Origin of the sequence: Globicatella sp. PHS-GS-PNBC-21-1553, from assembly GCF_033564055.1 — a bacterium.
GTDB classification, from domain to species: Bacteria; Bacillota; Bacilli; order Lactobacillales; family Aerococcaceae; genus Globicatella; species Globicatella sulfidifaciens.
In genome coordinates this window covers 1,380,440-1,402,209 of the sequence record NZ_CP085470.1, presented here as the reverse complement: position 1 = coordinate 1,402,209, position 21,770 = coordinate 1,380,440, and the positions used below count along the sequence as shown (strand labels likewise).

Sequence of the window (21,770 nt, the reverse complement as noted above, 5' to 3'; positions counted from 1 at the left end):
AAATTACTTTATATTCTTTTACCAATTATTAATTAAAAGAATGAGATTACACAAAATTAATTACACCACCAATCCACCTTAATTACCTTCGATATTAAAAATGCTAATGGCATTAATGGTGCTGTGGAACAGAAGGTAAATAAATTCTTCGTCAGGATAGGTAATGATGTTAAGTGAATAATCAGTACAGTACACCAAATAATAATTGATGCTAAAATAAAGTGCAAGCCTTTTTTTGCTTAATTGCACAATCCAACTGTAATTCTTCTAGGTTCATAATCAATCCTCCAACAAATAAAAATAACTTCCTACTGCATATCAATCTCCTATGACCCCTTATCTCTTTACTTGAAATTCTGGTCCTATTTAGTCTGGATGGTATAGGAGGTGACTTCCTTTACCTTGGCATTTTTCCCAAACCCATTGAATCTATATATGTCACAATACTCAAAAGTAGACTCATCACTGAAGATAATACGTCCATTAACAGCAGCAACATTGCCATGGGTTATTAGATTGCTTATTAGGATTTCTTTAATGCTCATGCCCCTATAGTTCCTTAATCTTTCAAGTATTTTATCCTTATCAACTATTAATTTATTCCCTATAATCTTCCAAGTGATATTGTCAGATGTATTATCCTCTATATATCTATCATTTCCTGTGGCAAATGCAATATAAAAATCTAATAGCACACTTTTTTTAGGAGCATTACCACAATCCTTTGGATAGGATATTCTTATTCCATCATAATAATCTACCTTCACAGCTTCATCTCCTTCTATATTCCCTAAGAAATATTATTACAATACTAGTCATAAATAACGATTTCTTCAATAAGCACTTCTACAACCCTTGAAATATCAATATGTGCATAAGTGTACCAAAACATAATCTTTTCATTGCGATGCCTCCTCTTTTTTATAATAATAATTTAACACTTAGCACTGCTTATTTCTAAATTTCAGTATTCTCAGTCTCCTTTTGTACCATATACTCTTCACGAATCTGAGATAGAGTTTTGCCAGTTTCTTTGTGTACCGCAAAAACATAAGTCTGAACACTAGACCACCCATAAATTTCTTTCAACCATGCTTGCATCGACTTTTCTTCACCGTTGACCATTACATTACCATTAGAAAGAAGACGTCCTTCATCCTCTCTACCTTTAGCAACAATGATGTCGCCTTCTTTAACCACACCCCATTCGAGCATTAAGTCTATTTTAGGCAAAGATCTGCGTGTAATTTTCTTATCTCCTGTTACTGTTGTCACGATTGATTTATCCATCAAGTTCACATAATAATCATCGTAATTGGTCACCGGGAGTAGCTTTTCCACATAGAAAAACAAATCTTCATTTAGCTTGTATGGAGTTAATCTATAGCAACTCATGTCAACATTATTACTATTTAGCCACGCAACTGCCGACAATGTCTGTTCGTCAAAATCAGACGCCACTAGAATAATTCTTTGCTTTTCATTAAAGTTCTTCTGTGCATCATTGACCTGAAGGAACTCATTTAACTTGCGAATACCAAGTTCAAATGAGGTTAACTCTCCAAGTTCAAACTCACTTCTATATTTTTCAATGTAGGGAGCATAAACCTTCTTCACTAAATCATCGGTCTTATCTATTGTTGCATAACTAGCAGCATATCTTATTGCCTGGAATTCAAAAGCTTCTTTGCGATGTTCAATATCTTTACGATCCCTCTTGATTTCAATGAGTACAATATTTCCATTGTTATCAACTGCAGTCAAATCACTTCTTCCATTCTTTTCATTTCTGACTTGTCTACCGACAATAAGCATGGACTCTTCTTCATCACAGATCATATCAATACTGTTTCTTAAAATTTCTTCTATATCATTTTCTGTCATATTCAACTCTGAAAAAGTGACCGGTTCAATCCTGGCAGCTTGTTTCCCCTTAATACTGTACATGTTCTACATCCCCAACATATCAATGCCTATTTCTTCTCAGGACCAATTCTCTCCCACTTCCTGTTTTTTTCAGCTGTAGGCGGAAGTTTATCATCTCCATGTTCAATTGTTACTTGTCTAGGTTTACTAACTTCTCCACCTCGTGGTCCTCTCTCAATATACTCACCAGATCAATCAGGTTTTTCACCCGGTTTTTGTAATTTGCTCATCTCTCAACCTCCCTAAAGTTCCATTTCATTAAGTATCTCCCTAAGCTTTTTAAGTTCTTCTACGCTTAAGGTAACACCTTTGCCCATCTTCTCATGTTCAGGTGCCCAATCTCTGATGTCATATTTAGGTTCCCTGTCGTTCCAACTGATTAAATTCAGTTCCTTTGACCAGCCTTTATTGTTTTCTGAAAGAGTAGCCACGGTTTCTTTGATTTCATATTTTATATCTGCCATGTGATTCAATCCTTTCATCAATCCGTTGTAAATTTGCCAGGTTCTTCTGCAACTCTGTCGAACCAGACAACTTCTTCATAAACATTTCCAGCCATTTTTTCTGCTTGCCTCATGACAATATTCATTGCTTTTAATGCTTGGTCTGGTGGATAGTCGTATTTGTTTAGCAGTCTCTTAATAACACGTCTCATGCTCGCTCTTGCACTTTTTCTAAGTCTCCAATCAATAGTGATATTATTTCTTGTAGCTAAAGTTAGTTCATGAGCGATTTTCTTTAGCGTTTCATCTTCCATGAGTTCTTTAACGATATCATCCGATGTCAGTGCATCATAAAAAGCAATTTCATCGTCGCTTAGACCCAGTTCAGTCTCTTCTTCTCGCATCTTTTTAATGTCATGGGCCATTCGAATAAGTTCTTCAATCACTTCAGCATTTGTAAGTGCTTGGTTTCGATACTTGTTTAGAGCCTTTGTCAGCCTTTCAGAGAACTTCTCTGATTTCACGAGGTTTCTCTTTTCCATCGTTTTGATGTTGCCTTCTAATAATTTCTTAAGCATTTCTACAGCTAAGTTCTTCTGCTTCATTTCCTGAACTTCTTTTAAAAATTCTTCAGACAGGATTGAAATTTCTGGCCTTTTGATTCCCATAGCATCGAATACATCAATCACATCTTCTGAGATGATGGAACGCTCTAACATTTGATGAAGTCTTACTTCCACTTCTCTTTTTGTTAGGGGTGTATTTTCTTTTTCCTTTAGTTTTACAAGGCTGGCTTTAACTGCTTTAAAATAGCTTATTTCAAGGGCCTTTTCTTTCCCTTTATCAGTTGCAGCACATAGTGCATGAGCCTATCCTAATTCAAGAGCTGTCTTTTTAAATTCCTTTTGTTCTTCTTCTTTCTTTCCGAGGCTGTATCAAGTACTACTTGTTCAAATATAACACGAACGCCGAGAACCCTTAACTGGTTCAAAGCATCAAGAATTTCTACTGTATCTCGGCCAAATCTACTGATACTTTTTGTAATGATGATTTTTTATTTATTTGATAGACAATCTTCTAGCATTCGATTAAATTCTCTTCTAGATGAACCGGTTTTACTAGATGCAATGTCCATCCATATAGACATCGACTAGTAGCCACTGGGTGGTAGAAGCTACCAATCTAGTTAGTGCAGATACCTGAAAAGATAAACTTTTTAATTGCTCTATATCATTTGTACTTACGCGACAATAAATACCCACTGGTTTCTCTCGTCTAGCAGGTTTAGCGGGTATAAGATGTACTTTTGGATTGTAAGTCATTGCGCACCTCCTAAAAATCAAGTTAACCTTAACGCATGAACTTTATTTTCATCTCAGTTCTCTATTTGATATACCAAGTTGGAATAGGGTTTTGCATATTGTTATACCAACTCAGTACATCCTTGGCTTGATTGATCATGGTATTTACTTCACTTTCTCCAAATGGAATAGCCCATGGTATAGAGGAAAGCATATTACTGCTAATGTATAGTGCAAGCAACTTCCAAAATTCAAGCGGCACTTCATTGTCAAAATAACCGTTTATAATACCTGAAGCAAACATAGGGAAGCTTGCGCACACCATACAATACGATTAAATTCTTCCCATGGATCACCAAAATCGTAACGGTCGAAATCAATAATAACTATCTTATTCTTTTCAATCATCATATTACCAATATGATAATCACCATGTTGGTAAGATTGCGGCCTGTTCGAAAGCAGAAAGCGATTAGATTCTATATATGCCATGATGTCTTCTGCTCCGTCAAATTTAATAGGGCACTCATTATACATCTTGATTTTACGATCCATTTTTGCATTGAATCGAGGTTCCCAATCAGGCTGATTCTCCGGAGCCGGAATCGAATGAATTACTTTAAGTATTCTCCCTGCTTCAAGACCAAAAGCATACTGCTCTGAATCGGCAAGATAAGGAATGATTTCTTCAGCATCTTTGCCATCAACCCAAGTCTGAACAGTGTAAACACCCTCATCACACTTTCCAAACTCAACTGGTTTACACATAGAAACACCGAGAGCCGCTACCTGTTGCTGCATACGAAACATCTCTGCACGATTTTCACTTTTTTCTTTGGGAGTAACTCGCAGAAGGTATTTAACACCATCAGTTGTTGTAACACAGTATTTTTTATCACATGACCAACCTTTATTGATTAACTCTTTAGATATAAAGTTTAGCTTTGGAATAGTTTCTATCTCGCTTTCGTAATATTGTTCCTGAAAATGCACGGCTTCTGCAATTTCAGTTTGGGTAAAGATTGTTCCTTCAGGTGCGGCTACAAGTTTATCTTCCACATCATTATGACGATGAACAATACCGATAACACGAGCCTTATATTCCTTTATAGGTTTAGATACGCCAAGAAGATAAACATCTAATTCCTCTCCATCTCCACCTAAAACACCAGGAATGTATCCGTAATTGATCGGATAAACTAGATCTAAATGTTTAGGGTGTGCACTCCCGATAGGTCGGTCAATTTTTATTTCAATTGTTTTCCCAAGATAGAAATTAACAAGAGCTTTTCTTAAAGTATAAACGATAAAATCGTGCTTACCCCTCAAATATCGTTCTCTACCTTTATCAACAGGCGCCTCTGATGCAAGTGATATTTTCAAATCCTCGTACGCTTTAGCGACCGTTGGCGTCTTGTTGAGATAATCTCTAAAATTGATATAGTTTATCCATTCCATACTATCAGCTAAAACAACATGAATGAAGTGCGTTTGCAGGTCGCCTGTGCCGTCATAATAGCTACCACAGGCAAAGAGAAGTTGGTCTTCTAAATTGGCATTAGGACGATAATAAAAACCATTATGATTTAATTCCGCTTCCAATGCAAGAACATCCTTGAAATCATCTACGGCAACCGCTATATCAATTATCGGCTTGGCTTTTATTGTGAGTATAGATGTACTGCCCACATGCTGAATATCTCTTGCGACAGCACCTAAAATCTTATGCAAACGTAAAATTGTTCTCTGTGCTTCAAGCTCCCATTCTTTTTCGTGGTTGAGTAGTTTTACTGTACCCCTTTTTAATCCAATCATTTTTCACACCCCAAACATAATTTAATCTCTCTATTAGTATACAGGATAACTAACAATGCAACATCTTTTGAGAATGTTGATTAGCCTATTACACAACTTAATTATACCGACATCCAACCTACTCTCTCAACCCCGCCACTCTACAAAAACATTCATTCTGCTCTGTACAGACCCTCTGACATCTAATCTGTTCTGTACGGAGTCAGCGACATCTAATCCACTCTGTACGGTACTACTAGTCCGCCTTGGACTATTTCCCGCAGAGCAAAAAATCACGTTTTTTCTAACTAGGAATTTTATCGATATAATCCTTGAAAGGGTTATATCAAGCCTTTCAGAGTACACTTCTTTATTTTCTTGACATCAATACCACTGTCTCAACGTGGCTCGAGAGGACAGAATGGATGTCATTTAAGTGTGTCCGTTCTCGGAAACATATCCACTGCATTTTTGACACTATCGGTAGACGGGAACATATCGACTTTTATTCAAAACCCCAGCCTTCAATAATTTTTGCACCTTCTTTGATTAACTCTGAATTTGATTCGACCGCCAACATTTCTTCATGTAGTTTACTAGATAATTCATCATTAATGTTAATTGTATCACTTGCAAATTTCCGCTTAAGAACCCTATATAAATCATGCATACTTTTTATTTGTCCATTTGACTGCCCAATAATAAAAAGCATATAAAACATAAAAATAGATTTTTTATTTGTTCCTTTGGGATTCAACCTGATTCCTTCTTCAAAATGTTTCTGATGTTCTTTTACAAACCGTTTTAATCCTCTTATTGTAATAACAGATTCTTGTAGTAACTTTTGAATGTTGTTGAGTATTAAAGTTATTACTTCTTGCGTTGGCTCCGCAATAAGATTTAGTTTTTCAAGAAATAATTTATAATTTGTGACATATAGCAGTTTATACTGAAGTGTATTGTCTGTCATGTCTTTGGGTATCATTGCTGTTAAACCAAGACCTATATTTTTCTGCTCAAAACTGTTGATAAAATGTTCCTGGAAGCTTTCAATATCAGTATCTTCAAAACTGATATGTTTTGCATCAAGAGACAATTCTTGGAATATCACATTATTTTTACAATCATCTAATGGTAAGTCACAAACTCGTACATTATAAATAGCAATACCAAATAAATCTATAATTACATTTATCGAGTTATCGTGTGCCACATATGATAATAGGGCATGACTTCCAAATTTCACTGTATTATTGAACAATGCATATATTTCAGGATTGCTAACAATCGATACAATTCTTTCTCCCTTGTTGCTTGTTATAAAATCGATAATTGTTGCGAATTCATCTTTTTTTAAATTGACTTTGTTCTTTGCACAGTACCATTCAAATGCAATTTTTGCTACCATTCTAAACATAGCCTTACTAAAAAACACTGACAAATCTAGCGATACCCTTTTTTCAATTTCTATCTGATTGACATCAATTTCACTGACGTTTGTATCATCTGCAGCCTTAATTTTCTTTATTTCATCAATCGGACCCAATAAAGACTTTCCATCAACACTACGCATCTTCTTGTTTCCACCAAACAATTCAGTTTCAGAGGACATTTTTGTATTATAATCAGTATCACCAACAGTAATTATTGCTTCATAAGATGCATATCTTTTTCCTTTACTTGATTTAATATCAAGTTCATTGGTTATCAATGCCAGTTTTTTGATAACCTCATCCTCGAACATATCACTAAATTTATTATTATGCTCAATCCTACATACATTCGGATTTATTATCTTGGCATTAGTAAGGGCATCTGGAATTATATCAGACTTTGATAAATCCTCAGTAATACCACAATATATACATCCATTTTCCATTAGATCACCCCATATCAATCAATATTCACATTTCTTTATGAATATCAGCAATCAAGGCTCTACATTCAGATTGAGCTGCTTCAAGCAACTTATAATTTTCTGATTTTCCAATACGTAACTTTCTTATTTCAGAAATCTGATTGTCAATTTCAGAAATACGCAAATGAAAGTTATTTGCTAAGTATTCACTTATTGCTTTATTAAAGTGCTTTACTAGTTCGTTTGCTGCATCATTAAAGCCTGCACGAAGTTTTTCTCTATTGCTCCTCATTTCTTGTTGACGCTTATCTGCATCAACATCTTCTTTAGCTTGCATTCCAAGAGAAAAAACAACTCCGAAAACCCCAAGTACTTTACCAGCAACATTTATTCCTTTCACCCACTTGACAGCTTCCCATGGTTTAAAACTATGCCCAAAAAAGTGACCTATATCTAATACCATTTGATGGATATTACTACCTGAAAATGCTCTCAAACCATTGGCGGGCGCATTTGTTCCGATAGTATTTGAAATAATCTTATTGCTACCTTGTGCCAAAACATCAGAATTAAAAATACGATTTACTAGTGGGTTTCCTTTTTTATATTTCTCACTAAGCCGAAACTGTAGATTTTTAGAAAAATCAGTCTTATAGAATTCATCTAATTCAGATTTACAATCAGATGATAGTTTTTCCAGCTCCGAAATAACATTGTCCAAACAGGTTGACGATATTTTTTCAACTTCATGATAAGCAGTTTCAATTGCATTATTTGCATCATTTTCATTTGAATAATCATAGATTGAATTGGCAATGTTGCGTCCTTTATCCCTAATGCTAGTTGCTGCTTCTTCATATATTATTTTCACTTGTTGTTCAATTCTCCACTGAGTAGAAAACAATATTCTTCTTTCTTGAAGTAAATGTTCCTCAAGAGCATCAACATCATCATCTCCAGATGAAGGTTCAAATTGAGTAATAGCTTTTTGTAAAACATCATATATCTTGTACAATGCAGTTGTTAATCTCGATGAAATGGATCTTTCTTTAACAAAATCATTTATAGTACTTACAAGCCCTTCATAATTGCTACGAATGCGTAATTCATCCGCTATTTCCGCATCCTCTTCCGTTAAACTATCCAAATAAGATTCCACATCAACAAAACATGTTCTTAATTGCTCTGGAGTGTAAGGATCAGTAACTATTTTTAGATTTTCTAGTTTGATAAGCTGATTTTCTATTGTATTTCCAACATCAGCCATTTTATTTACAATCAAAATCATCTCACCAGCTTTATCCTTATCCAATAATAATTTTCTAAAGTTTTGTCCTATGTATGAATCAAACAACTCGTGTGTTATAACATAGACAAGCATATCTGCATTTGAAATAGCACGATAGGAAATATCATCGTGGTCTGGGCGTAATGTAGTATGAATGCCAGGTGTGTCAATAACGTTTATACCATTCCACTCATACACCTGTGATTCTTGTGTAGTAATTTTTTCTCCTGTTGCAATGCTACTTATACCTGTAAGCGCTTTAAGAATAGTAGATTTACCAGCACTATATTGGCCAGCAAAGACAAGACTTATAGGTTTATCACTTTCATAAACGTTTTTTGGCAAATGGCTTTTTTCAATTCCAATTTTATCTAGTACGTTAATGACTTTATCAAGTAACTCCTTGCTTTTAGCTGTCCATATAGCTAAAGAAATAGTATTTTGATTATTCACTGTAACTCCTCCTTTTTTATTTCATAATTAGTAATTCTGTCAATTGTTGTGCTAATCGAACACGATTTACTGTAATCCCATCTAAATCATCTATATTAGGAATATGTGCAATCCTAGGCTCATCATTTATGTATTGAATCCTAATTGAATTTTTGTCGCATCCCTTGCCAATCGCCTGTGTTAGTATAGATTTTAGGTTGTTGGTGTTAAAAATAAACCATACTTTCTCTTTTAATATATAAGATAAAGCTTTCCTTGCATCATTTGGAAATCTCTTACCATCTTCAAGCACTATCATCATCGCGTTGCCAGGAATCCTTACAACATTCGTAATATGCCATTCAAGACCAGAAAAACCTGTATAATCTAATGCCTCAGTAATTAATACACTGTTCATTTCATTGAGTTTTGCATTTAAGGCCTTAGCAAAATCCTGCTGTGTTCTTGATAGCATAAAAACCGAGTTGATTGTTTCATCAATTGCGTTTAAAGTTGGATATAATTGTTTTTTCAATAAATCTCTATATAACACGTCAAGCATTTTCTTCTTTAAATCATTAATCATTTTATCGAGATTTGTAATTAATTTTTTCTCCAGCCTCTTACGTGCATCAAGAACTTTCTTTTCACGATCGCTAAATAGAAATGAACCAAGCCAACCAACTAATCCGACAGCAAGCCCCGCCCAACCAATGGGTCCTGAAACAAACAAACCAGCTATCATTAGCCCCCCACTTACCAGTGTAGTAGCCCAATTCCATATACGCTTCCCATCAATTAGAAAAGGCATATTGATTGATTTATCAGAAAAAACCGCGTGTGAAAATTTGAGCTCCGAATTTATTTCTCTGCAAATTTCTTGAAGTTCTTCTTCACATTCCATTCCAAGTTGTTTTAATAGACTTGCAGCACGTGACTCTATGTTATGATTTTGTAGTATGCTCTTCCATGTATGTTCAGCACTAGTGTTATCATAATTATTTTCAGCAAAAGAAGCTACTTCTTTTAGCAGTTCACCAGAAATAGTTGATAATAATGATTCTATTCTCTTTTTTGCATCAGATTCAAAATCAATAGTCCACTTTTTTAATTTCCGTTTTTTACTTATTAAAATAGAGCCCTGCTCACTATTTTGTGCACTTTGCCGAAACAAAGTCTCAAATGCATCAACAACCGGAACAACAACAATATCGGAAAATGATTTCAATTTATAAAACTTCCCATTTTTTATAACTTCGTTGATGACTAATTTTTCAAGATAACCAAAACGACTTAGTTTATGTAAGTCATTACCATTAACCTCCGATTCAGTCTGTTGTGAGAGATAGGCAGATTTTAAATGAACATAGGCAAAGCGAAGGTAATCCCAATTTTGTCCATACTGAGTACCAAATTCAAGAAATTGACTTCTTATTGAATCTAATCTAGTCATATCCATTTTTTTCTGAATGTCACGTGCAAACATTTTTGGATTTGTTCCTAAATCAATATTTGCTTTAACATTAATAATACAAATCACTGGTTTTCCTAATCTCAAAATCTTATCTAAACACTCTGCTTCGCTGGCTTGTGGGGCATCATCTGTAATTAAGAATAAAATCAAATCGCATTTTTTTGCAGCTTCAAAAGCGATATCTTCATCTTCTTGCCCTTCGAATGCAGCAATCCCTGGAACATCTGTAATCATCATACCGTTGTATGAATAAGTTCTAACATCTCTAGTTGTCCTTTGGGCACCTTTTCCAATAGACGTACCGTTGCCGTGAGTAAGTATTTCCATCAAAGTCGATTTACCTGCCATCGTGCGCCCAAAAAGTGTTATTGAAAACGAGCTTTTGGAAATTGCCTCTAAATCTATATTTAGTTGATATGGCATTTCTTCAAAATTTTGCTTAATTGACGCTAATTGTACTGAAAGACTCTTTGTGATATTCCGCTCATTGATATTGCTCTTTTCCAAAGTGTTAATATTCTCTTGTAGTCTCATTGAAACTGAATCAACTGTACGTTTCAACAAAGAAACTGCATCATCAGCAAGTTTATAACCACGTTTAGCATACTCCTTAGATTCTGATAATGCAGCAGCCAAATCTATTATATTTTCTGATTGCTTGTACTTATCCACTAAGTTGCTCATCCTCGCACCTCTCAATCACAAAAACTTGATTTATATTTCATCAGTGTATCTTCTACCTCGCGCCAGATTGTTACCGTTTCACCGTCATCCTCAAATACTTTACCGTGGCTCTTAGGTCCATCCAACTTCATCTGTGAGTAATTATTCTTAAATGTTGGCACGTATAGTTCTGGGTTGTTTTCATCACTGCATAAGCGCTCCATCATGTCTATGGTAGCACGACCTGTGGCAGCCAACGCCTTGAAATAAGCACGAATGATTTTATGGTTATATTGATTCGGCTTTATAGCCCATACTGGGATTCGTTGATTTGCTTTTCCATAAAAATCCTTGTTTGTATCTTCATTCTGTTTTACTACTGTTTTTGGGTTATAGGCTTGTGATGCTTTTTCAAAAGTTTTTGCAATATACCAACGCATACAGTTTTCCACTGCAGCATCTTGTGTTTCATTTGTTAAATTCAATGCGATGAAAAATTTCTCATACACATCTGCATCAACTGTAAAGGTCACGCTCTTATTCACCGTTTACACCTCCGCTATTTACTCTATAGAAAATTATACCACTAATTTGTATTTTATAAATACTAATAAACTAATTTGTATTGACTCATAGAAGGAATATGAAAAACACCCTGCATTTCGGCAAGGTGTTAGATTCAAATAACATTATTCAAGTTCTATAATTTTTAGTGTTGGTGACGAAATCATCAGCACTATTTTTATATACAAAAAGCCTGTGATTTCCTCTATAATTAAGTTGCACACAAAAATATAGAAAGTAGGAAATCACATGGCTACATACAATCATACTAAAATTTTACTAGGAATGGAAGACCTTAATATCAATATAGAACAGAATGATTTTGAAGAAGAATGCTATTTTTCAGTTCATCAATTTAAAAGTTCTACTAAAAAAATGCTTTCTGTCTCAAAAGCCTTTAAAAAAGTATTAACCGTTACAGGTACTCTAAAGAATCCGCCTAAAATGTGTCCTCATTGTCGTAGTAGTAATAATGGAGCGGAAGATATGATTGATTATGGATCTTATAGGACCGTCATCCTAATTGGGCAATATAACCTTCAACCTGCTTATCTTAAACTGACTAAACAACGATACCTTTGTAAACATTGTCAAAAAACAACGGTTTCTCAAACCAACTTAACCAAACAGCACTGTACGATTTCATCACCATTAAAGGTAATGATTCTTCAAGAATTGGGTAAAACGAAACCCATCAAAGATATTGCTGAAACCTGGAATGTTTCGTCGCATACGGTACTACGTCAATTGAAAGCCTATAGTTATCAATATAATACGAAACCCACATCACTACCCAAACATATAGCGATTGATGAATTTAAATCCGTGAAGAATGTGAAGGCTGCTATGTCGTGTATTTTAATGGATAATCACAAACATATTGTAGTGGATGTCTTAGAAAACCGAACACAAGCTTTTTTATATGACTATTTTATGCGTTTTTCTAGAGCGGAACGATTGAAAGTTAAAACCATCACGATGGATATGAACGGGGCGTTTAAAGACTTTCTTCCCTCGATTTTTCCAAATGCCGTCGTGGTCATCGACCGTTTTCATATCGTACAATTGGTGACAAGGGCTTTAAATCAACATCGGATAGAAGTGATGAATCGTATAAAATCGAAAAACAAACCGGATGCGAATAAGTTTAAGCGATATTGGAAACTATTATTAAAAGATTGGAATGAGTTGGCGTTCGAAGAGTATCAGAAATATTCATTATTTAAGCAAGCGATTCATGAAAGAGGCATTGTCGATTATTTATTATCAAAAGACTCAACCTTAAATCTCTGTTACCGTTTGATTCATGAAGTAATGGATGCTATTAAGGAACATGCCTATGATCAATTCATCCATGTATTAGAGGAAAGCAAGAAATATCGCCTCCCTAGAAAAATAAGAACGGCATTTACCACTTTATATCATTATCGCCATAATATACAGAATAGCTTAACCTATACGCTATCAAACGGTTGTGTGGAGGGAACAAATAATAAAATTAAAGTCATTAAACGAATCAGTTATGGATATCGAAACTTTTACCACTTAAGAAGTAGAATTATATTATCGACTGCTCATAATAAGGTGAAGAATGAGGCTTATCGTCCGCTGTTATTTACTGAAGAAGATGCCATTAAAAAATATGAAGAAGAATACCAAAAACAATTAGAAATGCAAAATAAGATAGCTTAATTTCAGTAATCGAGTAGGGACGGTTTCCCGTCCCTCTCACACCACCGTGCGTGCCGTTCGGCACACGGCGGTTCAATTAACTTTTAACGCATGTCGCTTTATATAATAATCATAGATACTTATTAATCCTCTTATTCTTAGGATATCTTTTGTGATGTAGTATTGTATCCCTGATTTAAGTGCTACAAATTGATAATGGTCTCCCCAACCAGAGACTTTGTCTGCCATTCCTTTAGGCATTCCTAGCTTGGCAAGTCCCCAAAGTCGTTTGCGTTTGGTCTTCCATTGTTTCCATATCACGACCCTTATACGCGTTCTTAAATGCTCATCAATACTTTTTAGTCGTGTTTTCATCGAACTTACGCTGTAGTAGTTAACCCAACCTCTTATAACTTGATTTAGTTTCTCAATTCTTTGGGTGAGTGATACGCTCCAGCTTCGTTTGCTCAACTGCTTTAATTTGCGTTCAAATCGTGCTATCGACTCCTGATGTGGACGCGGTGCCCATTGTCGACTCTTTGTGTTTTTATAAAAACCGAATCCTAGGTATTTAAGTTTGTTTGGGCGCGTTATTTTTGTCTTTGTCATATTGACTTTTAATCCCAGTTTCTGTTCAATGTAGCGAGAAACACTGTACATGACCCGTTTGGCTGCTGCTTCACTTGAGACTGCTATAATGCAGTCATCTGCATATCGCGTAAACCGTAACCCTCGTTTTGTTAATTCTTTGTCCAATTCGTTTAACATGATATTGGATAGGAGTGGAGATAAATTCCCTCCTTGTGGGGTTCCTTGAGTACTTTCATGATAAACCCCCATGATTTGCACTCCAGCTTGTAAATATTTTCGTATAAGTGATTCAACATCGCCGTCGTGAATAAGTTCATGAACCCGTGACATCAGTCGGTCTTGTGGGACGTTGTCGAAAAACTTTTCAAGGTCAATGTCCACTATCCATTCATAACCATCGTTAAGGTAGCTTAATAACTGCATGATGGCGTCTTCACAGGAACGTCCCGGGCGAAATCCATAGCTATATTCACTGAAGTGAGGTTCGCATAAGGGGGTCAATACCTGTACAATAGCTTGTTGAATAATTCGGTCCATGACAGTCGGGATGCCTAATTTTCGCTTACTGCCATCTGGCTTCGGTATTTCAGCTCTGAGCACTGGGGTCGGTTTGTATTTACGGTGGATTATCTGACCTTTAATATCTTGCCAGTTTGCTCGGATGTATTGTTCGATTTCATCCACCGTTATACCATCAAGTCCCGCTCTTCCTTTGTTTCGTTTCACCTGCTTGAGTGCAAGTGTCATATTGGAAGTCGATAAAATTTGTAATAATAGTTGCGACATGGTGTGTCTCCTTTCTTGTTTCGCTGTTCCTATTTGTCTTATTTTTTTCCGTTATTTCTCCATCAATACGTGATATTGTCCTAACTAATCAGACATATAAAGGAATACAATTCGAGTAGTTTACACTTTGTTAATTGTTCAGCCCTTCGCTCCACTTACATTACGCAAGCTTCGACACTACTATGGCTTCGGCTGACTTCTCATGATTCGTTATTACTACGTCTGAGACGCTCATGAGACCTCACGGGATAAGTCATACATCTTTCATCGTTTACTCCCACAATTTACACGCATAGGTTACGACTATCTATTTGGACTTTAATGCTTTTCGCCATCTCATCCGCTATACGCGCCTTCGTATTGTGTTCCTGTTCGTGGAGCCACGATTTCGTTATCTCTTCTTCTCCTCGCCACCTCACGATGGTCAAGCTTGAGAATCACTATTGGGTTCACCGATAGCAGGTGCCCTCAGGGACTTGCACCCTAGATGTAAGACATGCCCGTCATACAAAAAGAGCACTTGAACAAGCGTTCAAGTGCAACTATTACTATTTATAAACGTAAGCGCCCAATAGCCAAGTATATAGAAACCGGCCCCTCAACACTCTACAATAGGTGTTGAGGGGCCGGTTTCAGTTTTTTTATTATTTCATGGCCTGACAGGCTTCCTTGACCTTCGAAGACCAAGGCGAATAAGCCTCGAGTGCTTCAAAATTTTGCACCGGAAGTTCAGGAAGCTCCTCAAGTAAATATTGAAAATAAGACGGAGGATGGATGCCATTAAGCTTCGCACTCTCATAGAGACTGAGGATACCTCCGGCCGCTTGGGCTCCTTGAATGCTCTGGCTAAACAACCAGTTCTTGCGCCCAATTACCAGTGGCTTGATTTGTCTCTCCGCTCGATTATTGCTCATCTCTAGTCGACCATCTTCAAGAAATTGACGGAAGAAAGGTCATGTTTGAGAGCATAGGAGATGGCCATTCCCAGCTTGGTTTGAGGTAAGGCATTCAAAGTCTTGACCCAATCAAAGAACTCGTCAACTTGTCTTTGAAGGCAAGTTTGGCGCCAGGTCAAGCGTTTCTCAGCTGGCAGGGCTTCAAAGAATTTCCGCCTTAAATACGCCCAACAGCCACTGACTTTGACTTTCTCCTTGCATAGGTTGACGTAGGCACCATACATATTTGCATGAAGGCTGCCTTCAAAATCTGGACCCAATAGGTCAAGAATGACTTGGCGTCCTCTGCCTTCATCAAATTGATAAATAATCCCCTGTTCTGGTGTGTCCTTGCCACTCATGAGAAGCCAAAAATAATTATTCGCTTTTTGGCTCTCTAATACCCGATAACTGGTTTCATCTGCGTGGAGAACTTCTTGTTGACGGAGCTTGTTTAAAAGTAAGTCACAGAGGTCCTGGAAATAGTATTGATAGGTGCGAATGAGCCAACCGCAAATCGTATCCCGACTTAGGGGCAGATTCATTTGTTTCCATTCCTGTTCTTGACGATAAGCGGGTAACTTCAAGCCATATTTTTGGTGAATCGTTTGAGTGATCAATGATGTAGACCCCAAGCTATTGTTGAGGGGAGCTTTAGGAACGGGAGCCTTCACGATTTTGTCATTGGCCCCCTCTTTTTGAGTGCAACCCTCGCATTTATAAGAAGCTTGTTTATGAATGATTCGTTTCATATGAGCAGGAATGAAGACAAGCTCTTCACGAACAGCACTAGTACCTATCTGTTTCATAGATTCCCCACAGTCTGGACACTGACAGTTTGAAAGTTCGTGTAGCTTTTCTTCGGCAGGGAACTGGTCGAGAATCGCCCGCTTGATCCCTTTGTTCTTCTTTGCTTTACGCTTATGAGCCTTCACTTCTTGGACGATATCTTCTTCTAGTTCTATGCTGTCTAGAGCTTCCTGCCAATCCTCGAACAGACTGGTTTGTCCAGGTTGAGGCGCCGTTTCTTTCTTGCGACCAAACGGTTGGTTCATCATCAAACGAAGCTGTTCTTTCAACCATTCAATTTCACGTTCTTGTGTTTCAATAATATCGATTAGTTGTTCAGGTGTCTGCGTCTCGATGGATTTGATGCCCATTCCCGGACCTCCCTTCTGTTCAAATTTCTTTGATTATAAATCTTGTAAGCGATTTAATCAAGTTTTTTCACACTGTGTAAGATCCTTCCAATGATTGAACGGATGGTTCGATCAAAAAGCCATCCATAAGTTGAATGAGTTGGTGACGGTCAATTTCCTTCAGTGACTTCTTCTGTCTAGGCCAATGAATTCGGCCAGATTCATAGCGTTTATACAGTAACCAGAAACCTTGGCCGTTCCAATAAAGAGCTTTAAAGCGGTCAAGCCTGGACCCTTTGAAAAGAAAGAGATTCTTTTCAAAGGGATTTAATGTGCGCCCAGCATGGGCGTTAACTTGGCGGTTCAAGTCCGCTACAGGCTTTGCAGTAGGAACTGTTAGCTAAGGGCAAGGGTGTCCGTCGTGAGGCGGAATCTGAAGGAAGCCTAAGGCAAACTCCTGCACCGACGAATAGAAACTTGATAAGAGGTCTAATCATAAGGGTGAGCTTGCATTACAAAGTAAAGCCCAATACTGCACGGATTATGGTTGGATAAATCAAGCGGTGACATGGGAGGGAGGTTAACGCACCTTACCTGGGGAGGTCTCATGAGAGATAAGCATATCTTAGTAACAACGAATCATGAGAAGTCAGCAGAGGTCATAGTAGGTTGTCTACCAACTGAAGGACCGAACAATAATGAACATTGGAAAGAAAGAGAGGTAGTGAAGATGAAGAAGGCAGAAAACAAGCAAAAGCTTGGCAAGATGCAAAGGGATAAGACGGAATCGAAAGAGTATGCATCTGCGCAGAGTCAATCACTAGGAGAAGCTTTGGACCAATGGCGTCACTATCCGATAATGTCGAGGGTGGTAGAAAGAAATAACCTGAGACGCGCATGTGATAGAGTCAGAAGAAATGGCGGAAGCCCGGGTGTGGATGGGATGACTGTTGAAGAAGTGGAAAGTCATATCTTCAACTATTATGTTCCTTTGTGTAAGAAACTATTCGAAGGCACCTACCGTCCTCAGCCAGTAAAACGGGTCGAAATACCCAAACCGAATGGAGGGGTTCGTAAATTAGGCATACCAGTTGTAAGGGATAGAGTGATTTAAAACAGTACTTTGATACGATTAACCATGACAAGCTGATGTATCTTCTGAAACAACACATTGACGATAAATCAATATTAAGATTGATTAACCGATTCTTGCAAGCTGGCGTCATAGAATTAAACGGAAACTTCCAGAAGACAGGAAAAGGCGCCCCACAAGGAGGGGTACTATCGCCATTACTCAGTAACATCTACTTACATGAGTTAGATAAAGAACTAACGAAAAGAGGACATCGATTCGTACGCTATGCCGATGATTTTGTCATCTTTACAAAAAGTAAACGAGCAGGCGAACGAATTCTACAGAGTATCAGCCGATTTCTATCAAAAGAATTGAAATTGGTTGTGAATACAGAAAAAAGCAAAGTAGGCAGTCCTTACTGTTTAAAGTTCTTGAGTTGTCTGATAATGAAAGCGAATGGAGGCTGTCGATACCGACCGACTAAAGAAGCAGTAAAGCAATTCAAAGCGAAACTAAAACAAGTCACGAGTCGAAAAACACCGAAAACCTTTCAAATGTTGGTAAAGGAAATCAACCAAATAGCCAGAGGGTGGATACAATACCACGGAAGAGGCTATATTAAAGGCACTATCCGAACCATTGAATCCTGGTTACATCGCAGAATCAGACAACTAATACTCAAACGATGGAAACGACCAAGAACGAAAATAAAAGAACTCATGAAGAGAGGACTAACACTCGATGAGTCCAAACGTATCGCCTATTCAAGAAAGAAATATTGGCGATTGTCCTGTACTTGGGAAGTTCATCAAGCCATACCAACGGAAAAACTCTACCAAAGGGGTCTTTTGAATATGACCCAGTTGGTAGAGCAAGTGTACTTACATTATTGAACCGCCGTATACGAGAACCGTACGTACGGTGGTGTGAGAGGTCGACTAATCAACTAATGATTAGTCTCCTACTCAATTGATAATCATTTTGAACGAGAGCAGCCAGAGAATCAACTCCCTTGCGTAAGTCTGTCCGACCAGTCATAATGTAATAGCGTTTAGCAGCATCGAGATTAATAATCAATCAATCACCTCCATAAGTTTTAACTTAATCATACAGGAGGTGATTGGGCTGTGATACGTACCTGGTTATTCGGCGTTTACTTATAAACATTACTTGACATAGAACCAAAATTATTATATTTGTAATTCACGTACATTTTTATACTGAATATCAACTTGAGAATTTGAATTAGCAAATTTATATCCTATGAATAAAGCATTGTGGTCGCTATAAGTTGATAAAATAATTTGATAGCTATTAATAATGCCGTGGCGTAAAATCTCGATAAAGGATAATACATTCATTGCATCCATATCCTGAATTGGATCATCTATCATCAAGAAATTTAAATTATCTGATAGTTTAAATATCGTGTTTAAAGAAAGAGTAAAAGCAAGCGAGACAACTGCCAACTGGCCCGTACTTAATTGGTTCATTGCATCATGATCATTCTTAGGATCAGACTTAAATCTAATAATCGCCTTTTCCTCTGTATTTTCCTTCGCTTTTTTATAGGTCAAGAAAATCCCCAAGCCTTGTTGATAATTTTGTAACATTTTAGCTGAGTATATAAAGAATGGAATCCGCAACTGTCTAACAATATCTATTTTGAAAACTTTTACTTCCTCCTTATAAATAGCATTAACTTCTTCAAGACGTTCTACAGTTTTTTGTAATGTATTTATTTTATGAGTCAAGTTTTGGAACTGCTGATTTTGAACTATTTTATGCTGTATATCTAGATAGAGTTTTTTCTGTTCTAACTCTTGAATACGAATATTTTCTAATAGATCAATCTGATTTTGAAAATATGTAGAGAAGATATTTTGAGCGTCCGCTATCAGATCCTCCTTAACAGCATATTTATTATCAATCATTGAATAAATATGATTTTTTAATTCATACACTCGACTATCAAGCATAATTTTACTTATTTTAGAATTCGAAGTGGGTTCTAATTGATATGTTTCAAACAGCAATTCAGAAAATTCATTCCTCAACTCTTCAAGAGTACTCCTTATTATTTCTGGATTACTACCATCTACTAAACTATAGATATCTTTATCAACGAATAACTTAGATTGAAAGTCTCGTAAATTAAACTGGTATTGTTGATTATACGAATCAAATGACAATCTACCTAACGGATAAGGTGATATATTAGTGTACGACTGAATAAAAGTTTTAAATGCATCAATATTTTGATGATAAGCTACGTACCCTTTACGTAGTTCTTGTAATCTAGCTAATAAACTTTCATCTATATTCGAAGAAAGGCTCTCTATTTCATCTGTAATTTTTTGTTTAAGCTGATGAACAAACGAATTTATAGATGTTTGAACTTCTTGTAATTGTTGACTATTTTGAGATGAAATACTAATTAGATAATGTTCATAACCAAGATAAGATTCAGTTAAATCCTCAAATGATTGAAACTCAGAATTACAAAATGGACATTTTTTTCATCAACATGTTGATGTCTCAATTCATTAAACTTATCATCTAAATTATACCTAAATTGTCGTAAATCACTTAAATTTTTATCTATTTGACTAACACTATCTTCTAGAGACTGGTAGTGTACAATTTGAGATTTAAGTAACTTAAAATCGTTTGCTAGTCTATCGTTTTCAACATACTCAAAAGACTGTACTGTCATCTGAGTAATATCAAGAGACAGAGTCGTCAAGTAATTCTTTAATTGACTTCGTCTATAAAAATCATGATCAATAGTCTCAAATGTTTGAAGATAATTCTCTAAAAGTACATATTCAAATAATATCGAATTCTCTACTACATACTTCTCCCATTGCCATTGATAATTAGGTCTTTGAATAAGTGGAGATAAAATAGCAAAGCGTAAAGCATTATCAATAGCATTGATTTCTCGCCTTCGCCCATCTCTTTCCAACTTCTTTTGATATTCAGAAATAGAAAAATTCTGTTTAAATTCGATAATCTTTTGAACGGTATCTTTAAAATTATCTAACTGACTAAGGTTATCTACAGAAAACGGCTTATCTTTATCAAATTGAAAGTACTGATGATTAAACAACCTTTGATAAGGAATATTATTCAGTTCTTGCTGAGTGAAGTCTTTCTGTTCTTTAGTAAGGATATTAAGTTTTTTAGTAATCGCACTGATAACTTTATCAATATTCTTTGTTTTTTCTTCCACTTTATCAGTTTTCACTAAAAATGATAGACTATCACTTCTTTTCTGTTCTGTTTGCTTCAGGAAAAATGTAGTTTCTTCTTGTTGGATGTAGTTAAATAGATTGAAAATTTTATCAATTTCATATTTCCCATCAAGTCCTAAAAATTCATCAATAAAACTCTGTTGAATAGCAGACAAACTAATGTTCTCTATACTATTAAATTTATCCTCAGTTATTTCTTCTTGCTGAAACAACTCAAACTGACTTGTAGATTTCTTCGGGGCAAATACCTTTCCGCCACTAGGAATGCTATTCGTTAATTTTCTAACAACAATTAACTTTTCTGCCTCCGTCTTCTCCAACCATAATTTTATAACTACTGGTTTAGTAATATCATTTTGGAAGAAAGGTTTATTATATGCAATATTCTCCCCTGTTACTGTATTGATTCGAGAAATATTACCAGTCAGACCTAACTCTATTGCATCAAAAATAGTTGTCTTTCCAAACCCATTTGGCCCAACTAAAAAAGTGATATTATTGCTAAAATCAATGATTGTTTCATATCTAAAATTCTTGAAATTATAAAGTAAAATTTTCTTGATTTTCACACGC

The 21,770-nt window shown here is 36.1% G+C and carries 21 protein-coding genes and 3 pseudogenes; 3 read left to right on the top strand and 21 right to left on the bottom strand.

Annotated features, from left to right (window positions below):
• Positions 1-56: 56 nt before the first annotated feature.
• The 14 genes and pseudogenes from LB888_RS12185 to LB888_RS06600 all read right to left on the bottom strand — a co-directional run bounded on the left by LB888_RS12185 (position 57) and on the right by LB888_RS06600 (position 11,724).
• On the bottom strand, positions 57-227 hold the full coding sequence (locus LB888_RS12185; RefSeq protein ID WP_412927843.1) for a DUF7010 family protein: 171 nt from the start codon (positions 225-227) through the stop codon (positions 57-59).
• A gap of 135 nt (positions 228-362) precedes the next feature.
• On the bottom strand, positions 363-767 hold the full coding sequence (locus tag LB888_RS06660) for a hypothetical protein (protein ID WP_318752329.1): 405 nt from the start codon (positions 765-767) through the stop codon (positions 363-365).
• Between the two features lie 190 nt (positions 768-957).
• Positions 958-1,947 (bottom strand): hypothetical protein, encoded by a 990-nt coding sequence (locus LB888_RS06655; protein ID WP_318752328.1) that lies wholly within the window; start codon positions 1,945-1,947, stop codon positions 958-960.
• Between the two features lie 26 nt (positions 1,948-1,973).
• Positions 1,974-2,105, bottom strand: coding sequence for a YjzC family protein (locus tag LB888_RS06650; RefSeq protein WP_318753962.1), 132 nt, complete (start codon positions 2,103-2,105; stop codon positions 1,974-1,976).
• 63 nt (positions 2,106-2,168) lie between these two features.
• On the bottom strand, positions 2,169-2,390 hold the full coding sequence (locus LB888_RS06645) for a YdbC family protein (protein ID WP_318752327.1): 222 nt from the start codon (positions 2,388-2,390) through the stop codon (positions 2,169-2,171).
• A 17-nt stretch (positions 2,391-2,407) separates the two neighbouring features.
• Positions 2,408-3,226 (bottom strand): annotated as a pseudogene (locus tag LB888_RS06640) (DUF3387 domain-containing protein); the annotation flags it as partial.
• Between the two features lie 17 nt (positions 3,227-3,243).
• Positions 3,244-3,360 carry a hypothetical protein gene (locus LB888_RS06635; RefSeq protein ID WP_318752326.1) on the bottom strand — a complete coding sequence of 39 codons (117 nt, stop codon included), beginning with the start codon at positions 3,358-3,360 and terminating at the stop codon, positions 3,244-3,246.
• Between the two features lie 127 nt (positions 3,361-3,487).
• Positions 3,488-3,691: a resolvase gene (locus tag LB888_RS06630; protein ID WP_318752325.1), complete on the bottom strand. Its 204-nt coding sequence runs from the start codon at positions 3,689-3,691 to the stop codon at positions 3,488-3,490.
• Between the two features lie 61 nt (positions 3,692-3,752).
• A pseudogene (locus tag LB888_RS06625) lies at positions 3,753-4,621 on the bottom strand (aminoglycoside phosphotransferase family protein).
• A gap of 84 nt (positions 4,622-4,705) precedes the next feature.
• Positions 4,706-5,485: pseudogene (locus LB888_RS06620) on the bottom strand (GrpB family protein); the annotation flags it as partial.
• A 484-nt stretch (positions 5,486-5,969) separates the two neighbouring features.
• Complete coding sequence (locus LB888_RS06615) at positions 5,970-7,343, bottom strand: hypothetical protein (protein ID WP_318752324.1); 1,374 nt, start codon at positions 7,341-7,343, stop codon at positions 5,970-5,972.
• 25 nt (positions 7,344-7,368) lie between these two features.
• A complete protein-coding gene (locus tag LB888_RS06610) occupies positions 7,369-9,063 on the bottom strand; it encodes a GTPase (RefSeq protein ID WP_318752323.1) in 1,695 nt (564 codons plus the stop codon).
• 16 nt (positions 9,064-9,079) lie between these two features.
• Positions 9,080-11,200, bottom strand: coding sequence for a GTPase domain-containing protein (locus LB888_RS06605; RefSeq protein WP_318752322.1), 2,121 nt, complete (start codon positions 11,198-11,200; stop codon positions 9,080-9,082).
• Between the two features lie 11 nt (positions 11,201-11,211).
• Entirely contained in the window at positions 11,212-11,724 is a 513-nt protein-coding gene (locus LB888_RS06600) for a hypothetical protein (RefSeq protein WP_318752321.1), read from the bottom strand.
• 268 nt (positions 11,725-11,992) lie between these two features.
• On the opposite strand from LB888_RS06600, the gene LB888_RS06595 reads away from it, so the two are divergent.
• Positions 11,993-13,435 (top strand): ISL3 family transposase, encoded by a 1,443-nt coding sequence (locus LB888_RS06595; protein ID WP_318752320.1) that lies wholly within the window; start codon positions 11,993-11,995, stop codon positions 13,433-13,435.
• A 72-nt stretch (positions 13,436-13,507) separates the two neighbouring features.
• Here LB888_RS06595 and ltrA read toward each other — a convergent pair whose 3' ends face one another.
• The 4 genes from ltrA to tnpB form a co-directional block, all read right to left on the bottom strand.
• Complete coding sequence (gene ltrA, locus LB888_RS06590; protein ID WP_318752319.1) at positions 13,508-14,791, bottom strand: group II intron reverse transcriptase/maturase; 1,284 nt, start codon at positions 14,789-14,791, stop codon at positions 13,508-13,510.
• A 644-nt stretch (positions 14,792-15,435) separates the two neighbouring features.
• The gene (locus LB888_RS06585) at positions 15,436-15,705 is read right to left on the bottom strand and encodes an IS66 family transposase (RefSeq protein WP_318752318.1); all 270 of its coding nucleotides are present in this window, start codon (positions 15,703-15,705) and stop codon (positions 15,436-15,438) included.
• Positions 15,706-15,707: 2 nt separating this feature from the next.
• Positions 15,708-16,886: an IS66 family transposase gene (locus LB888_RS06580; RefSeq protein ID WP_318752317.1), complete on the bottom strand. Its 1,179-nt coding sequence runs from the start codon at positions 16,884-16,886 to the stop codon at positions 15,708-15,710.
• Between the two features lie 67 nt (positions 16,887-16,953).
• On the bottom strand, positions 16,954-17,232 hold the full coding sequence (gene tnpB / locus LB888_RS06575; RefSeq protein WP_318752316.1) for an IS66 family insertion sequence element accessory protein TnpB: 279 nt from the start codon (positions 17,230-17,232) through the stop codon (positions 16,954-16,956).
• 240 nt (positions 17,233-17,472) lie between these two features.
• Here tnpB and LB888_RS06570 point away from each other — a divergent pair, with 240 nt between their 5' ends.
• Together LB888_RS06570 and LB888_RS06565 are read left to right on the top strand one after the other, a co-directional pair.
• The gene (locus LB888_RS06570; protein WP_318752315.1) at positions 17,473-17,979 is read left to right on the top strand and encodes a hypothetical protein; all 507 of its coding nucleotides are present in this window, start codon (positions 17,473-17,475) and stop codon (positions 17,977-17,979) included.
• Between the two features lie 35 nt (positions 17,980-18,014).
• On the top strand, positions 18,015-18,833 hold the full coding sequence (locus LB888_RS06565; protein WP_318752314.1) for a reverse transcriptase domain-containing protein: 819 nt from the start codon (positions 18,015-18,017) through the stop codon (positions 18,831-18,833).
• A gap of 49 nt (positions 18,834-18,882) precedes the next feature.
• Here LB888_RS06565 and LB888_RS12180 read toward each other — a convergent pair whose 3' ends face one another.
• The 3 genes from LB888_RS12180 to LB888_RS06555 form a co-directional block, all read right to left on the bottom strand.
• On the bottom strand, positions 18,883-18,978 hold the full coding sequence (locus tag LB888_RS12180; RefSeq protein WP_412928327.1) for a hypothetical protein: 96 nt from the start codon (positions 18,976-18,978) through the stop codon (positions 18,883-18,885).
• Between the two features lie 152 nt (positions 18,979-19,130).
• On the bottom strand, positions 19,131-20,132 hold the full coding sequence (locus LB888_RS06560; RefSeq protein ID WP_318752313.1) for a hypothetical protein: 1,002 nt from the start codon (positions 20,130-20,132) through the stop codon (positions 19,131-19,133).
• Positions 20,133-20,410: 278 nt separating this feature from the next.
• Positions 20,411-21,766: an ATP-binding protein gene (locus LB888_RS06555; RefSeq protein WP_318752312.1), complete on the bottom strand. Its 1,356-nt coding sequence runs from the start codon at positions 21,764-21,766 to the stop codon at positions 20,411-20,413.
• Positions 21,767-21,770 lie beyond the last annotated feature (4 nt).

What these genes read in the sequence shown, in the direction of transcription:
- LB888_RS06655 (WP_318752328.1), bottom strand. Translation starts at nt 1,947, where the DNA reads ATGTACAGTATTAAGGGGAAACAAGCTGCCAGGATTGAACCGGTCACT.
- LB888_RS06645 (WP_318752327.1), bottom strand. Translation starts at nt 2,390, where the DNA reads ATGGCAGATATAAAATATGAAATCAAAGAAACCGTGGCTACTCTTTCA.
- LB888_RS06630 (WP_318752325.1), bottom strand. Translation starts at nt 3,691, where the DNA reads ATGACTTACAATCCAAAAGTACATCTTATACCCGCTAAACCTGCTAGA.
- LB888_RS06615 (WP_318752324.1), bottom strand. Translation starts at nt 7,343, where the DNA reads ATGGAAAATGGATGTATATATTGTGGTATTACTGAGGATTTATCAAAG.
- LB888_RS06605 (WP_318752322.1), bottom strand. Translation starts at nt 11,200, where the DNA reads ATGAGCAACTTAGTGGATAAGTACAAGCAATCAGAAAATATAATAGAT.
- LB888_RS06595 (WP_318752320.1), top strand. Translation starts at nt 11,993, where the DNA reads ATGGCTACATACAATCATACTAAAATTTTACTAGGAATGGAAGACCTT.
- ltrA (WP_318752319.1), bottom strand. Translation starts at nt 14,791, where the DNA reads ATGTCGCAACTATTATTACAAATTTTATCGACTTCCAATATGACACTT.
- LB888_RS06585 (WP_318752318.1), bottom strand. Translation starts at nt 15,705, where the DNA reads ATGAGCAATAATCGAGCGGAGAGACAAATCAAGCCACTGGTAATTGGG.
- LB888_RS06580 (WP_318752317.1), bottom strand. Translation starts at nt 16,886, where the DNA reads ATGGGCATCAAATCCATCGAGACGCAGACACCTGAACAACTAATCGAT.
- LB888_RS06570 (WP_318752315.1), top strand. Translation starts at nt 17,473, where the DNA reads ATGAGAGATAAGCATATCTTAGTAACAACGAATCATGAGAAGTCAGCA.
- LB888_RS06565 (WP_318752314.1), top strand. Translation starts at nt 18,015, where the DNA reads ATGTATCTTCTGAAACAACACATTGACGATAAATCAATATTAAGATTG.
- LB888_RS12180 (WP_412928327.1), bottom strand. Translation starts at nt 18,978, where the DNA reads ATGACTGGTCGGACAGACTTACGCAAGGGAGTTGATTCTCTGGCTGCT.